The organism is Coleofasciculus sp. D1-CHI-01, assembly GCF_040218875.1.
Taxonomy (GTDB): Bacteria; Cyanobacteriota; Cyanobacteriia; order Cyanobacteriales; family Coleofasciculaceae; genus Coleofasciculus.
In genome coordinates this window covers 1-14,839 of record NZ_JAVJQP010000180.1, presented here as the reverse complement: position 1 = coordinate 14,839, position 14,839 = coordinate 1, and the positions used below count along the sequence as shown (strand labels likewise).

The following is a 14,839-nucleotide window of genomic DNA, read 5'->3' as shown; positions in this document are numbered from 1 at the left end:
AAGTGTTGTGGTGAGGGGGAGCTGGGGAAGCTGGGGAAGCTGGGGGAGCTGGGGGAGCAAGGGTACATTTTCCCTGAGCAAGGTGATGCCATACTTATGAAGGATGCTACCCCATTTCCTTGCACTTTATCCACTGCCCATTAAGCCTCAAAGTATTGATGGCTCAGGGTTTCTAGGTTGTGCAGCAAGCCCTATATAGCGTTTTTATTTGAGTTGTAAACCCCACCCCTGCCCTCCCCTTGCTAAGGGGAGGGTTTGGGAGGGGTAAGATTTTCACGTTTCATTGGAAAATGCTACAGTCTTATTGTTTGACAACTAGCCTATATTTTTTTATGATTTTATGCTCACTATTCTTTAACAAATGACATAAGACATAAGACATAAGACATAAGACAAATGACGAATCTCTATCTCAACCGGTTCTTTTCCCCTTGATAGCGCAGCCACTCACCCACAAAGGCAATTGCCCCAGATGCGCCAATTAAAATTACACTCAAGGCATTAATATCTGGTTTAACTCCAGTACGAATGCGGCTAAAAATCTCCATTGGTAGAGTCGTCGATCCGGTTCCAGCCGTAAAGCTAGCAATCAGAAAATCGTCCATACTCAGAACAAAGGAAATTAAACACCCCGCAATTATGGCAGGCATCAATTCGGGCAATAACACTTTAATAAACGCTTGAAACGGGGTTGCGCCTAAATCGAGTGCTGCTTCTTCCAAATACGGATCAAGACTGGAAATACGCGAAGAGACAACAAAAGCAATGTATGCCAGACAGAATACCACATGGGCTGCCACAATTGTCCACAAGCTTAATGGCGTGCCAATCACCGCCAGAAATACCAGAGTCGCCACTGCCATGGCGATATCGGGAATAATCAACGGTAAGTAGGATACCCCACGATATAACCCTTTCCCCATAAATTGATAACGCACCAACCCCACCGCCATCAACGTGCCAATCACGGCAGAAATAACCACAGCAACAAAAGCAACCGTCAAGCTATTTTGCAACGACTTCAGCACCCGTGCATCACTAAATAGCTTAATGTACCACTTCAACGTAAATCCCTGCCAATTGGCACTATAAGCTGACTCATTAAAGCTATAAAATGTCAAGACCAAAATCGGCAGATACATATAAAAAAACATCAGCAAAGAAAATATCCCTTGCCAAGAAAAGCTCGGCTTGAGTTTAGATGATTGCATCTCGACGGGAAGTTCCTCCTGCTGATTGCTTACTGAGTCTGTCATCTAATGCTGCTGGAAAATGGTTAAATAAATCGGGTTAACTGGATACGGTAACGCTCTTTTTTGGTTATGGCAACATCTCCAACTTGCAAGCGCCCTTTACCCCGAATCGCGATTAAGTCACCCGGTTTAACCGAGTAACTCGCTTGGCTAACTTCTTTCCAGTTTACCCGCACATCACCCGCCCCAATCAAATCTGCCATCTTACTGCGGGATGTGCCAAATCCGGCTGACGCGATCGCATCTAGGCGCATCGATGCTTCTACTGTCGTCATTTCTTTCTTTTTGGGTTCTCGAATCTTGAGTTGACTCAACTCAATGGGTCGAGTTTTCACCGGAACCGATCGCACTTGAGTCAAATGCGTCTCCAAAAAGGGGACAATATCGGGAACCGCAATCACTTGAGCGCCGCGTTCGCCTAAAACAATAATATCGCCAACTTTCTCTCGAACAATCCCTGTTCCCAGAATCGCCCCCAAGAAATCCCGATGAGTGGCTGGATCAAACAGAAAATTGCCCTCAATATCTAACGCCGCTACCTCAACCTGAGACTGATCCAGAGGTAATTCTTCACGGGTGATCCCCAGCCGTTGACGTTCAGCTTGAGGATATCCTCCCCATGACAAAAGTTGTACCTCTGTCAACCGAGAAAACTGCTGCTGAATTTCCACCAGTACAGGCGGTGAGAGGAAATCGCTCAACACCACTTCCCAAGTTTTGATCGCTTGTTCGGCTTGATCAATCACACGGGCAACAGTATCACGATTTTCGACGCCTTTGAGTAAGTCCTCTCGTGGCAGCATAAGACCTAATATATTATGAATTATGAATTAATCACAAATCATTCAGTATACCCCTGAATTGTCTCCGGCTCAAATCGCTTCAGTAGTGGGGTAGCTTGGCGAATTAAGTCCTCCGAACCTTTGACGACAATTATATATTTTCCTTGATTGAGACGATTGCGGTAGGGGAGTGCGTCACCACTACCCAAGGCAATGCCAACTCCGCCACCAACAAAAAAGCTACCCATAGCTGCCGCGATCGCACCGAAGATACCGCCAATGATATGATTCCCTATGGGACTTATCGGTAGAATTTCGATCGCCGTGAGTAGGTTAAAGGCATATCCAGCCGCAAAGCCAAAAGGCAGCAACCAGTAGGCGAGTTGCTTAACTTGCTTAATTGCTTGCAGATTCGGGTCAATTAAGCCAAACTCATCAGCACTTTGATAGCCTTTCCCCAGAATCGTGACTTGATTCAGCGGCAAGCCTCTTTTTTCCAGAACTGTGTAAGCTTCTTCGGCTTCAATGCGATTTTTCAGGACAGCAATCAGGTAGTTCATAGTATTCAGGTAGAGCTAAATCGTTACAGAGGCTTCGGAATTAATTTTAAGTTTTAGTCTTTATTTTCGCATAACCTCAATCGTAACACCCAAGAGCGTTGTGGAAACGCTGGCAGACGGATTAATGCGACTCCCAGGAAAAATTATCCCAGCCTGGAGTTTAGATGTTGACATAATAGTTATCACATCACCTCCACTTACTCCCCTCTGAGATTAGAGATTGTCCTGTACCCAAATTTTAAAGGCTTGAATGGCTTGGCTTCTGCCAGAACTTAGACTCTGATGGACGTAACGATTGACTAACTCAATGATGGGAATATCTGGAAACGTGGGACTCGAATCCGACTCTACATAGTGTCCACCTTGCCAAACATTAATCTTTAACCCTCGTCCTGCGTATCGCCAGAGTTCCGGCACCCCTAGAATTTGATAATTATCCAACTGAGTCCGAGAAGTCAGATCAATTTCTATGGCTAAGTCGGGAGGTGGATCTACCGTTAAATCAAGCCGATTTTTACCGATAATCAGGGCTGAATTTTGAATGTAAAAGCAAGTATCTGGTTCTACGCCTTGAGTCATGCGCTCATTTTTTAATGTTGTTGAACCTAATGATTCAAATACAATCTGTTGTGCTTCCAATAAAATTTTTACCATGTCGCCAATAATCTCTTTTGCTTTTTCGTGTTCAGGAAGGGGAACCATAATTTCTAATTGACCATTACTATAGGAAAGTCTCGCCGCGCGATGTTCTCCTAATTCGGTTAAAATCGTTTCAAATTGCTGCCAGCTAATATCCTCTAACAGTAATTGATGTCCCGGTTGAACCTTTAATTGTCTTAACTCCAATAGCATGAGTATTCATCCTGTTTCTTGACAATATATCTGCCCCGCAATACACCAATCGCCGCGTTCATTCCCTAACGACTCATCTCAAACATGGGTAATAAACGGGCAATTTCTCCAGCCGTGGTATTTTGCCACCATTGATTTGGCATTGGGTTCAGCCAAGCACAATACCGTACTGACTGCTGTACTTGCTCAATCCATACTTTTGTGCTTTGACACTCCCCGCCCTAAAAGTGCGGGGATTCTTCGTTCACAGATCCGGCTTTCTGTCAAGGAATTACACCTGAATTTCCAAATTTCCCATCATACCCAAATCTTCATGATCAAGGATGTGACAATGATAAACAGTTTTACCTGCAAAATCTCGGAAAGGAATGCGAATGCGGACGGTTTCCCCTCTCATGACTAGAACTGTATCTGTCCAAGCGGGGTAAGGTTCAGATTTTCCGTTACGGCTGATGACTTGGAATGGATTGGTGTGAATGTGAAAGGGATGATCCATCATTCCCGTATTCACGATTTCCCAGTCTTCAACTGTATTAAGCTGAACTTGGGTATCGATGCGATCGCTCTTGTAAGGTTGACCATTAATCAGAAAAGCCATACCCATCCCAGGCTCCATGCCGTGATTGAGCTGAAAGCGTCGCACCTGTTGGGGTTCAGGTAATGTCGGTATGGATAAGAGTTTGGTGGGTAGAGGAACGGGTTCGATTGCTTTATCGTAGTTGAGAGTAGCTAGCACTGTTGGGGCGTTGTCCTCTCTCCCCATCATGCCTCGACCACCCATCATACCTCGACCACCCATCATGCCTCTGCCACCCATCATTCCCATTCCGCCTCGATTATAGGGAAGATTCCGCAAGGAATATTGTCCTGGGTTTCTATCCCCCCGCACCAGCACTTCTGCTCGTTGTCCAGGTGTTAGCAGCAATTCTGACAGTTCTACAGGTTCGGCTAAGGAACCGCCATCTGTAGCAATCAGATAAAAGGGATGATTTTCCAGAGACAGCCGATAAAAACGAGACGGGGAAGCATTGAGGATACGCCATCGGAGTAAACCATTAGCAGGTAGAGAGAACGTCGGGTTAAGCTGACCATTAATCGTGATCAGTTGTCCTTCCCGTCCCGTCATCGCTGATGTATGGTTGGAGGATAACATCCGCCCGTTCTCATCCAGGGCAAAATCTTGGAGAACCAGGAATTCTTCTTGAGCGGCTTGAATTTCGGGAATGTCATCTAACTCCCCGCGCACAATAAATAAACCAGCTAAACCGCCAAATAGCTGCTCGGCGACTAAACCATGACGATGGGGATGATACCAAAACGTACCAGCCGGATGATCTTGGGGAATGGTAAACTCATAGTCAATTCTTTCTCCTGGCTCGATGTTGAGAAAGACATTATCTGCATTTCCTGTAATAGGAATGTGCAATCCGTGATAATGCAAATTGGTGGGTTGGGAGAGATTGTTGGTGAAGTGGATGCGAACGGTATCTCCAGGTTTAGCTTCCAGGCGAGGAGCAGGAATCTGTCCGTTGTAGCTCAAAAGATACGCCTGCTGACCCCCCAAATCAACAGCACCGGAACTGGCTTCTAAATCAAGCTCTAGTAAACCATCCCGGCTTTGATGCAGTGAAGATCCGGCAATTGGTGATTTTGAGGTTTGTTTGCTATTTTGTCCGATTGCACAGCTCGTTCCTATAGCCACCCCAGCTCCAGCTACACTTAGAGCCAGAAAAGTTCGGCGATTCATCTTTGACATGATTGATTCAGTTGAGTACGGCTTTGGCTTACTTTTGGTCGGGATCTGGAAAACCTCTCTCCAAACTTCTCTCCTGCTCTTGAGAAGGCTTTGAATTCTCCCCCTTCCGTGCCAAAAAAGTGAAACATTCTTTAGTTGACACCAAAGGTTGATGTTGTTGCCTCAATCAGAATTTAGTAAGACTGATACTCCTGAAAAACTTCAAACTCCCCATCACGATTAAACGCCAACACTGCAAAGGATTCTTTTCTCTCCCCTGCCTCCATTCCGGGACTTCCCAATGGCATTCCGGGTACAGCAATGCCAGCAATGTCCGGCTTTTGCTGAACCAAACGTTTGATATCATCGGCGGGTATATGTCCTTCAACGACATAGCCATTGACAATCGCCGTGTGACAGGAGGCTAAGTCTTGAGGTACGCTATGTTTTTCTTTAATGGCGGTCATTTCGTTGGTTTTAGTATCAGTAACCTTAAAACCGTGTTTTTCTAAGTGTTTAATCCATTCTCCACAGCAACCACAGGAGGGACTGCGATACACGGCAACTGAGAGGGGTGCTGACAGGGGTTCAGTTTCTTGATCCCAGACACTGCCATTCATGCTAACGGGTGTAGCCGCAACAGGATTTGGTGATTCTTGGCTATTGGTGCTTTTTCCCAAAACCCCGACTGTCAAATAGGTCGCTCCCACTACCCCCACGATAGCAACACCTGATAAGAGTAGGGGACGTGACTGTTGATGCATCCAAGATGTTAGACGTTTGAGCATAATTAAAACCTCACTATTAATTCTTGGCTTGGGGGTGGGACTCTACTTTCAGTTTAGACTCTCTAGTCAGATGGAGAGTAGAGACGTTCCATGGAACGTCTCTACAATGGTGCCGAAAGTCCTAATCGATGTGTTTACTGCTATAACTATTCTTTCAAAAGCCCATGAAATTAGAATGAAATTATCTTGGCTTTCCCTCTGCTTAAATTTTTGGGCTAAATCCAGACAGATTTCATCTCCATTTCATCTTGTTTTGGCATAATGACAACTGGTAATTCAGTCATCTACCGTAAGTTAGAGTTTTAGTCTAAAAATTGAAGCTTACCCTAAGCGTTGACAGGTTAAGTCTAAGCTGTTATTCATTTACATTGGGCATGAGTAGCGAGCAAGATGCAAAGCCTGCGGCATGGCTTCGCTAAACGCACTGCAAGGATTTCGCTATGATTGATATTACGGTTTAAATACCGAATAGCTGATGAAAGTGTTGCTAGTTGAAGATGAGCCAGACTTGGGGGCTGCCATTAAGCGAGCATTAAGTCTAGAAAAGTACGTGGTTGATTGGGTTGTTGACGGTACTGACGCTTGGGGCTATTTAGAAAACCAGGAAATGCAGTATACGCTGGCTATTTTCGACTGGTTACTACCAGGACTATCGGGACTAGAGCTACTGCGTCGGCTACGTGCGAAAAAAAGTTCCTTGCCAGTTTTGATGCTAACCGCAAAAGATCGCTTGGAAGATCGGGTGGCGGGTTTGGATGCGGGAGCCGATGACTATTTAGTCAAGCCGTTTAGAATGGCAGAGCTGCTAGCAAGAGTTAGGGCGTTGCAGCGGCGATCGCCTCAACTCCAACCCCAACAACTTCACGTAGGAAGCTTGACTCTCGACTGCGGTACTCGAACGGTTTATCGTGTTGCGGCGAAGGCAGAAAAACAGGAGGTTCCGCTGACTAATAAGGAGTACCAGCTTCTAGAATATTTCATGAGGCATCCCAATCAAGTGGTGACTAGCGACCAAATTCGCAATCAGCTCTGGGAAGTGAGTGCAGAACCCATGAGTAATGTCGTGGCGGCACAAATACGCTTGCTGCGCCGCAAACTTGAATCAATCGGCTGCGCGATTCCGATTGAAACGGTACATGGTATAGGATACCGTCTTAACCTAGGCAACGATGCGTCAAAATAAGCTATTTAGCCAGACTCGTGGGAAATTGGCACTCTCCTATGCTTTCGTCATGGGTGTCATTTTGAGCCTGTTGGGGTTTGGCGTTTATGAAGCGATCGCTCATGCTCATTTAATCACCTTGGAGCGGGAGTTAAAATCTGTAGCGGGGACACTCCATGACAGCCTAGAGTCAAAACTCCAGCAGCCTGGACAAGTGGAGCCAAGGGTTAGGGATATTTTACCGAATCTTTGTTTAGTGGAGATTAACTGCTCTTCAGCACAGGTAAATGGTGAACGCCACAGGCTCAGTGCTGTTAATCAAGGAGACTACTACATCCAGCTATTTGATCAGTCAGGCAATTTAGTGGCGATCGCGGGGGCTGAGCCAGCCGGATTACCCCTCGTGTTCAACCGGGACTCTTGGCACACTGTATCCGATGAAGATGGTAACACTTATGAGCAAATTTCCCTATCCCTACATACCGACGATCAGCAGGATTGGGGCTATTTACAGGTAGGGCGTTCTGTGCAAGACATCAACGACTACATGAGTACAGTGAAATTAATTTTGGGATTGGGGTTGCCTATTGCGATGATTCTCGTTGGCGTTGCCAGTTGGGGGTTAGCGGGGTTAGCCATGCAACCAATTTACCAATCCTATAAGCAGATCCAACAATTTACTGCTGATGCGGCTCACGAGTTGCGAACCCCTGTCGCCGCGACACTGGCGACGGTAGAATCGGCTCTGTTGATGCCCAGCTTAGATGAAAAAGAGGCACGAAACATCCTGGATATTGTTGAACGACAGAATCGGCGGCTGAGTCAGTTGGTTGCGGATTTGCTATTTTTGTCTCGCCTGGATCGGCAACCTGTATCGGTGCTACGCCAGAGGTGCTGTCTGAATGACTTGGTGAGCGATTTAGTTGAGGAATTAGCCGCCTTAGCGATTGCTGCTCAGATAACGCTAAGTTCTGAAGTACGAGTGGGAATTCCGATGGCGGTGATTGGGGATGAGGAACAGCTTTATCGCTTAGTGTCTAATTTAATGATCAATGCCATCCAATACACGCCAGTTGGGGGAAAGGTAACGGTTATTTTAGACAAGAGTGATCATCATGGGGTAATCCAGATTAAAGATACAGGGATTGGCATTGCTCCAGAAAACCAAGGACAGATTTTTGATCGCTTCTATCGAGTGAATAGCGATCGCTCTCGTCATACAGGAGGTTCAGGATTAGGCTTGGCAATTGCTAAGGCGATCGCGCAGTCACACTACGGTAGCTTGCAGGTACAGAGTGAATTAGGCGTTGGCAGTATCTTCACCCTGCGATTGCCTTTAGTGGGAAGTTCCGTGACATCTTCTCAACCAACTTGAGTATTAATCAACCGGCTCTCTGGGATTTAGGAATTTCACCTGAATTTCATCTGCCGTTTGGCAGACTGGGGAAGATTTTTGTCAACCCAGAGCGAGTGAACTATGCGTTATCGGCACAAAGCCTTACTAGAATCTGTCCTGATTACCACCCTGATGCTGTCTATGCCCAATGTGGCTTTTTCTCATGTTGGACATGGGGATGAGTTTCAAGCTACAGGGGGTGTGGAACGAGTACAGGTGAATGCTGAAACTGATCAGATGTTGGGTATTGTTGTCACACCGATCACTCAATCCGCTGAGGGTGGAGCAGGGGTGATGGTTCCTGTCACCGCATTGGTGGATGCTGATGGCAAGCAGCTCGTCTTTGTGCAGTATGAGAAGTTTTATGAGCCAGTTGCAATTACAACAGGTGCAACCCAGGGCGAACTGATCGAAGTAACGGAAGGATTGTCCGTTGGGGAAAACCTCGTCACCCAAGGTGGCTTGTCACTTTATGCTGAATCTCGCAAAACCAAAACGGCTGATTCAGCCACTAATCCCGATGCGATCTCTCCCCAAACAGATGAAGCTCATGCTCAGGCAGATGCCCAAGGAATCCCTCATAGCCACGATGCTGCTGGCAATATGACCCAACAGCCTGGGGAAGTTGCACCGCAAGAGGGTGGATTTCCGATAAAGATTTTAGCGGCTGTCGGTGGCGGAGCCGTGGTGTTAGTTGGTGCGATTTCGTTTGTGAGTATCCGTAAGAAAAAGAGCGTCTTTTCTGACAAGAAAGGGGGCTTCTAATCTACAATGTTTAACACGATTCTGAATCAGACGCTCAAAAACGCGATCGCTCATCGGTGGTTCATCGTTGTAGGTGCCATTGTAATTACCCTGTGGGGTGTTGTCAGTATCAGCCAGATGCCACTGGATGTGTTTCCTGAATTTGCACCGCCTCAAGTCGATATTCAAACCGAAGCAACGGGATTGGCTCCAGAGGAGGTGGAAACGCAAATTACTGTACCCATTGAAAGTGCGGTGAATGGTTTACCCGGAGTGACGACGGTGCGCTCGTCCTCGAAGGTAGGGCTATCAATGGTGCAGGTAGTCTTTGACCAAGATGCTGATATTTACAAAGCGCGGCAATCGGTAACAGAACGGCTCCAGCAAGTTACCAATCAGCTTCCAGAAGGCACGCATCCGCCAGAAATTTCGCCACTGGTATCCCCGTTAGGTACGATTTTGCAGTATGCCTTTACCGTAAATGGGCAGGGGCAAACCTCGCTGATGGAGCTGCGCCGACTAGTGGAAGTCACCCTCAGCAACCAGATTCTGTCAGTACCGGGAGTCTCTCAAGTTACCATTTATGGGGGAGATGAACGCCAAGAACAAGTGCTGGTTGATCCGACAAAACTGCGATCGCGCAATGTCTCTCTCACCGAAGTCACCAATGCAGCAAGAGGCGCAAATTCCAATGCTCCGGGGGGTTTCTTGATTGGTGGGGGTCAAGAACTACTGGTGCGCGGCATTGGGCAGATCAACTCCATTGAAGACTTGCAGCAATCGGTGGTGAAGGTGCATGAGGGTCAACCCATTCTGCTCCAAGATGTGGCAGAGGTCAAAACCGGGGCAGCCCTGAAGCGCGGAGATGCCAGCTTTAATGGGCAACCTGCGGTGGTATTGATGATTAATAAACAGCCTGATGTGGATACTCCCACCGTCACTAAAGCTGTGGAAGCCGTGATGCAGTCGTTGCAGCCAACTTTTCCGGCTGATGTGCAAGTGGCACGAACCTTTCGCCAGTCCAACTTCATTGATGCGGCGATTCGCAATGTCAGCGGTTCTCTGATTCAAGGCATCATCATTGTGTCGGTGATCATGCTGCTGTTTTTAATGAATTGGCGCACGGCGGTGATTACGCTGAGTGCGATTCCCCTATCTTTGTTGGTTGGGTTACTCTTCATGAAAGCCTTTGGCTTGGGCATCAACACGATGACATTAGGCGGATTAGTGGTTGCCATTGGCTCCGTTGTGGATGATGCAATTGTGGACATGGAAAACTGCTATCGCGGACTCCGCACGAATCAAGCCCAGGGTAATCCCAAGCATCCCTTTCAAGTCGTATATGACACCTCTGTAGCAGTACGGCTGGCGGTGATTTTTTCCACCGTGATCATCGTTGTGGTATTCGCACCGATTTTTAGTTTAACTGGCGTGGAAGGGCGTATTTTTGCGCCGATGGGGTTGGCATATTTGCTGTCAATCGCGGCTTCTACGCTGGTGGCGATGACTCTTTCTCCTGCCCTTTGTGCGATTTTGCTGGCAAATCAAACCTTGCCCCAGGAAGGCACATTTGTGTCCCGCTGGGCAGAACGGCTCTATCGTCCGTTGCTGAATCTGTCCCTAAGATCGCCCCAAATTATTTTAGGTGTGGCACTGGCGGCGTTGGTGGCGGCTTGTGCGATCGTTCCGTCCCTAGGACGGGTGTTTCTGCCGGAATTCCAGGAAAAGTCGATGGTTAACTCGATGGTGTTATTTCCGGGTGTGTCCCTGGATATGACGAATCGGGCAGGGATAACGCTTTCCAAGTCACTTCAGGACAATCCCCTCTATGAATGGGTGCAGGTACGGGCAGGACGCGCTCCTGGGGATGCTGATGGCGCTGGAGTTAGTATGGCACACGTTGATGTGGAACTCAGTGATAGGGCGCTCAAAGACCGGGAAGCCAGCGTTAAACACCTGCGTGAAGCCTTCCTGAAGTTGCCCGGTGTCGCCCCTAATATTGGCGGATTTATCTCCCACCGCATGGATGAGGTACTCTCTGGAGTTAGAAGTGCGATCGCGATAAAAATCTTTGGTTCGGATTTGATCGAACTCCGCCAGATCGGTGAACAGGTGCGCGATGTCATCGAACCGATTGCTGGGGTTGTAGATTTGCAGCTTGAACCCCAACTTCCTATACGTCAGGTGCAAATCCAATATGATCGAGCGGCGGCGGCGACGTATGGATTAAGCATGGAACAACTGTCAGATGTAGTACAAACGGCTCTTAATGGTCAAGTGGTGTCCCAAGTAGCGGAAAACCAGCAGCTTATTGATATCTCTGTTTCACTGACACAACAGGCTCGTAACAGTTTAGATGCGATTCGCGCGATTCCTCTCTCCACTCCCACGGGAGAAACCATCCCCCTGAGTACTGTTGCTAAAGTAGACTACGGCATGGGTGCTAATGTGGTGAATCGGGAAGACGTTTCTCGCTTAATTGTCGTTTCAGCCAACGTTGCTGAACGGGATTTGGGTAGTGTCGTCGGCGATATTCAAACTCAAATTCGCCAAAACGTGCAGTTGCCCAATGGCTATTTTATCCAGTACGGCGGACAGTTTGAATCGGAGGAACGGGCGACTAATAACCTGCTGGTGTATAGTATCCTGGCTGCGATTGTGATTGCCGTGTTGATGTTTTTCTCGGTTAAATCCCTCCCTGCCACGATCGCGATCATGATTAACTTACCTTTGGCATTAGTGGGAGGCATTGTCTCGATCGCGCTGACTGGCGGTGTGATTTCGGTTGCATCTTTGATTGGCTTTATCACCCTGTTTGGCGTTGCTGTTCGCAATGGCTTGTTACTGGTAGACAACTACAACAACAAGTTTGCTCAGGGAATGTACCTTAAAGATGTAATTGTCAACGGTTCTCTAGAACGAGTAAACGCTATCTTGATGACAGCAATCACCTCAGCATTGGGGATGTTACCGTTAGCGATCGCCAGTGGCGCTGGAAATGAGATTTTACAGCCGTTGGCAATTGTGGTTTTGGGGGGTTTGTTTACCTCTACAGCCTTGACATTGTTGGTGATTCCTGCACTTTATGCCAAGTTTGGTAAACGGTTGATGCCCAAACAAAAAACCATGGCGGTTAAGACGAGTTTTCCGGTGAATGCTGCACCGCAATCATCGGTAGATTCACCGCTGTAGGGCTTTTGCTAGATTGGGTTTCCATCCGTTCATTAATCCGTCTGTAGGGGCGCACGGCGTGCGCCCATTCCCCAACGATTCCCCAACGATTCCCCGGCGTGCGCTCTTTACAGGGGTTGGCAATCGGCTGATACCAAGTTGCGTTCTAAGCTGTAACGCATTTAATTTGATAAGACAATCTAGGCTATCAAAGGGTTTCAGTAGCTAAATTATTGGATTTAGCTGCATAGCAGCTTATCATGTCATTCTGAGCGAAGCGAAGAATCTGGACAGATGCGCGAGCGTCATTCCGTTTCACTGCATTCTGCGAACCATGACAGATTCTACCTTAGACTGCAACTTGGTATGAGGTACAGGCGTCGTGAGGGCGCAAGCCTTGCGCCCCTACGAAAAAACCGCGATCGCACGCAGGTTATCTTAAACTGAAGTTCCCCACCGTTCACTTTAATTGTCCCCACCTACTAAAAATACGATGTCACATCAACTCACAATCACCTACCCAGAAACCTTTCCTGATGCCTTACAACAAACCAGAGAACAGTTTGAACAAGAGGCAAAATGGGCTATGGCAGTGAAACTTTTTGAGATGAAACGCCTATCATCGGGAATGGCAGCCGCATTAATCGGCACGGATAGAGTTTCATTCCTGCTTAATTTAAATCGTTATGGTGTGCCAATGATTGACCTTACCGAAGCAGAACTCTTATCAGATTTAGACAATGCCTGAAACCCAGAGGATTGTAATCAATACTTCCCCCTTAATCGCCCTTGTTGCTGCCTTAGGGGATTTAACGGTGTTGCAATCTCTTTACACTCAGGTATTGGTTCCTTTTGAAGTCTGTCAAGAAATTATGACAGGTGGTTCAAGTGGGTTTGCTGTAGCGGAATTTGAAGCAGCAACCTGGCTGCAAAAACAACAAACCTGCTTGACAATTTCTCCCCTTCTACTCAATTCCCTCGATAGAGGCGAAGCCGCCGTGATTCAGTTAGCTATGAATGAAAACATTCAAACTGTCTGTATTGATGAAGTAGCAGGTAGACGAATCGCCAGATTAAGTGGACTTTCATTGACAGGTTCTATTGGGATATTACTCCGTGCCAAGCGGGAAGGCTTCTTTTTTTCAATGCAGCAAGCGATATCTCAAATGCTCAACCGAGGGATTCGATTAAGTCCAACAGTGATTAATTTTGCCCTAGAACAATCTGGAGAAAACCCTGTATCTGAGGAATGAGACCTATAAAGACTTGTTAAATCGCAATTCTACACAAGGCTCACCGTGACAGTGATTAACTTCAACAAGCAGATGAGAAAGAGATGGAATAAAACTGAGTAGTTTTTTGCGATTGCACTCGGAAGTTATGCGAATTCTGTTAGTTGAAGATGAACTGGATTTAGGCACAGCAATTAAGCGAGTCTTAGTCAATGAAAAATATGTGGTGGATTGGGTACAAGATGGTACTCTGGCGTGGAGTTACCTGGAGTATCAGTGGACGGATTACACCGTAGCTGTTTTAGACTGGTTACTGCCGGGACTATCGGGGTTAGAGTTATGTCAGCGGTTGCGATCGCGAAATAATGCCTTACCTGTACTGATGCTCACTGCCCTGAGTCAACCGGATAAACGAGTAGCGGGGTTGGATGCTGGAGCCGATGATTATTTGGTCAAACCCTTTGTCATGGACGAATTACTGGCACGGTTACGGGCTTTGCAGCGGCGCTCACCCCAGCTACAACCCCAAACTTTAAGCGTGGGTGGATTCACCCTCGATCCTGCCAAAAGTACCCTTCAGGTTTGCCGAATTGACCAATCCGTTGAGACAATTTCGTTAACCACCAAAGAATTCCAAATTCTCACCTACCTGATGCAAAATCGCGATCGCATTATTCCCGGTAGTAAGCTGCGCCATCAGCTTTGGGATCTAGACGCTGAACCCATGAGTAACGTCGTAGCGGCACATACGCGCTTATTACGCCGCAAACTCGCCAGCCACGGCTGCGATTGTCCGATTGAAACGGTTCCCGGTAAGGGCTACCGATTCACTATTCAGCCATGAGCAATAATCGGCTGTTCCGTCGCAGTCGCCTGCGTTTATGCCTTTGGTACGCTGGAGTGATGGGCGTGATTTTGGCTATCTCTGGATTAGGGGCATATCGGGCGTTGATTCGGGCAAACTGGGTAGCAATGGAACGGGAAATTGAGTCGATTGCTGGCACCTTACACGACAGTGTAGAACCGTTACATAATACCTATGCAAGTCTAGGCAGAAATATTCATGTCTAGGCTTGCTGCTTACTTCCTGCTTCATTCTGGCAGTGACGGCACTTAACCAGTCCACAGGCTAACACCACCTAACTGGCGGCTTGCTCTAAATTG

The 14,839-nt window shown here is 47.3% G+C and carries 13 protein-coding genes and 1 pseudogene; 8 read left to right on the top strand and 6 right to left on the bottom strand.

Features of this window, described 5'->3' with window-relative positions; genetic code table 11:
• Window positions 1-407: 407 nt before the first annotated feature.
• From RIB93_RS30510 to RIB93_RS30485, 6 genes are all read right to left on the bottom strand, one after another.
• A complete protein-coding gene (locus tag RIB93_RS30510; RefSeq protein ID WP_446378726.1) occupies window positions 408-1,256 on the bottom strand; it encodes an ABC transporter permease in 849 nt (282 codons plus the stop codon).
• Window positions 1,257-1,276: 20 nt separating this feature from the next.
• Entirely contained in the window at window positions 1,277-2,056 is a 780-nt protein-coding gene (locus tag RIB93_RS30505) for a photosystem II S4 domain protein (protein WP_446378724.1), read from the bottom strand.
• A gap of 38 nt (window positions 2,057-2,094) precedes the next feature.
• Window positions 2,095-2,595 (bottom strand): hypothetical protein, encoded by a 501-nt coding sequence (locus RIB93_RS30500; RefSeq protein ID WP_006104923.1) that lies wholly within the window; start codon window positions 2,593-2,595, stop codon window positions 2,095-2,097.
• 213 nt (window positions 2,596-2,808) lie between these two features.
• A complete protein-coding gene (locus RIB93_RS30495) occupies window positions 2,809-3,447 on the bottom strand; it encodes a Uma2 family endonuclease (RefSeq protein WP_446378722.1) in 639 nt (212 codons plus the stop codon).
• Window positions 3,448-3,718: 271 nt separating this feature from the next.
• On the bottom strand, window positions 3,719-5,203 hold the full coding sequence (locus RIB93_RS30490; RefSeq protein ID WP_446378720.1) for a multicopper oxidase family protein: 1,485 nt from the start codon (window positions 5,201-5,203) through the stop codon (window positions 3,719-3,721).
• 173 nt (window positions 5,204-5,376) lie between these two features.
• Window positions 5,377-5,970, bottom strand: coding sequence for a DUF411 domain-containing protein (locus RIB93_RS30485; protein ID WP_446378718.1), 594 nt, complete (start codon window positions 5,968-5,970; stop codon window positions 5,377-5,379).
• 475 nt (window positions 5,971-6,445) lie between these two features.
• Here RIB93_RS30485 and rppA (RIB93_RS30480) point away from each other — a divergent pair, with 475 nt between their 5' ends.
• The 8 genes and pseudogenes from rppA (RIB93_RS30480) to RIB93_RS30445 form a co-directional block, all read left to right on the top strand.
• Window positions 6,446-7,153, top strand: a complete 708-nt coding sequence (gene rppA, locus RIB93_RS30480; RefSeq protein WP_446378716.1) for a two-component system response regulator RppA — start codon at window positions 6,446-6,448, stop codon at window positions 7,151-7,153.
• Window positions 7,140-8,507, top strand: a complete 1,368-nt coding sequence (gene rppB, locus RIB93_RS30475) for a two-component system sensor histidine kinase RppB (RefSeq protein WP_446378714.1) — start codon at window positions 7,140-7,142, stop codon at window positions 8,505-8,507. The genes rppA (RIB93_RS30480) and rppB overlap by 14 nt, the downstream gene beginning before the upstream one ends.
• Before the next feature lie 102 nt (window positions 8,508-8,609).
• Window positions 8,610-9,293, top strand: coding sequence for a cobalt transporter (locus tag RIB93_RS30470; RefSeq protein ID WP_446378712.1), 684 nt, complete (start codon window positions 8,610-8,612; stop codon window positions 9,291-9,293).
• 6 nt (window positions 9,294-9,299) lie between these two features.
• Complete coding sequence (locus RIB93_RS30465; protein ID WP_446378710.1) at window positions 9,300-12,464, top strand: efflux RND transporter permease subunit; 3,165 nt, start codon at window positions 9,300-9,302, stop codon at window positions 12,462-12,464.
• A gap of 472 nt (window positions 12,465-12,936) precedes the next feature.
• Window positions 12,937-13,191: a UPF0175 family protein gene (locus RIB93_RS30460; protein WP_446353886.1), complete on the top strand. Its 255-nt coding sequence runs from the start codon at window positions 12,937-12,939 to the stop codon at window positions 13,189-13,191.
• Window positions 13,184-13,696, top strand: a complete 513-nt coding sequence (locus tag RIB93_RS30455; protein WP_446378708.1) for a DUF3368 domain-containing protein — start codon at window positions 13,184-13,186, stop codon at window positions 13,694-13,696. Before RIB93_RS30460 ends, RIB93_RS30455 begins: the two co-directional genes overlap by 8 nt.
• A gap of 127 nt (window positions 13,697-13,823) precedes the next feature.
• Window positions 13,824-14,519 (top strand): two-component system response regulator RppA, encoded by a 696-nt coding sequence (gene rppA / locus RIB93_RS30450; protein WP_446378706.1) that lies wholly within the window; start codon window positions 13,824-13,826, stop codon window positions 14,517-14,519.
• Window positions 14,516-14,704: pseudogene (locus RIB93_RS30445) on the top strand (two-component system sensor histidine kinase RppB); the annotation flags it as partial. The gene rppA (RIB93_RS30450) and the pseudogene RIB93_RS30445, both read left to right, overlap by 4 nt.
• Between the last annotated feature and the right edge of the window lie 135 nt (window positions 14,705-14,839).

Excerpts from the sequence above, each read along its gene's own strand:
- RIB93_RS30510 (WP_446378726.1), bottom strand. The coding sequence starts at position 1,256 with ATGACAGACTCAGTAAGCAATCAGCAGGAGGAACTTCCCGTCGAGATG.
- RIB93_RS30505 (WP_446378724.1), bottom strand. The coding sequence starts at position 2,056 with ATGCTGCCACGAGAGGACTTACTCAAAGGCGTCGAAAATCGTGATACT.
- RIB93_RS30500 (WP_006104923.1), bottom strand. The coding sequence starts at position 2,595 with ATGAACTACCTGATTGCTGTCCTGAAAAATCGCATTGAAGCCGAAGAA.
- RIB93_RS30495 (WP_446378722.1), bottom strand. The coding sequence starts at position 3,447 with ATGCTATTGGAGTTAAGACAATTAAAGGTTCAACCGGGACATCAATTA.
- RIB93_RS30490 (WP_446378720.1), bottom strand. The coding sequence starts at position 5,203 with ATGTCAAAGATGAATCGCCGAACTTTTCTGGCTCTAAGTGTAGCTGGA.
- RIB93_RS30485 (WP_446378718.1), bottom strand. The coding sequence starts at position 5,970 with ATGCTCAAACGTCTAACATCTTGGATGCATCAACAGTCACGTCCCCTA.
- rppA (WP_446378716.1), top strand. The coding sequence starts at position 6,446 with ATGAAAGTGTTGCTAGTTGAAGATGAGCCAGACTTGGGGGCTGCCATT.
- rppB (WP_446378714.1), top strand. The coding sequence starts at position 7,140 with ATGCGTCAAAATAAGCTATTTAGCCAGACTCGTGGGAAATTGGCACTC.
- RIB93_RS30470 (WP_446378712.1), top strand. The coding sequence starts at position 8,610 with ATGCGTTATCGGCACAAAGCCTTACTAGAATCTGTCCTGATTACCACC.
- RIB93_RS30465 (WP_446378710.1), top strand. The coding sequence starts at position 9,300 with ATGTTTAACACGATTCTGAATCAGACGCTCAAAAACGCGATCGCTCAT.
- RIB93_RS30460 (WP_446353886.1), top strand. The coding sequence starts at position 12,937 with ATGTCACATCAACTCACAATCACCTACCCAGAAACCTTTCCTGATGCC.
- RIB93_RS30455 (WP_446378708.1), top strand. The coding sequence starts at position 13,184 with ATGCCTGAAACCCAGAGGATTGTAATCAATACTTCCCCCTTAATCGCC.
- rppA (WP_446378706.1), top strand. The coding sequence starts at position 13,824 with ATGCGAATTCTGTTAGTTGAAGATGAACTGGATTTAGGCACAGCAATT.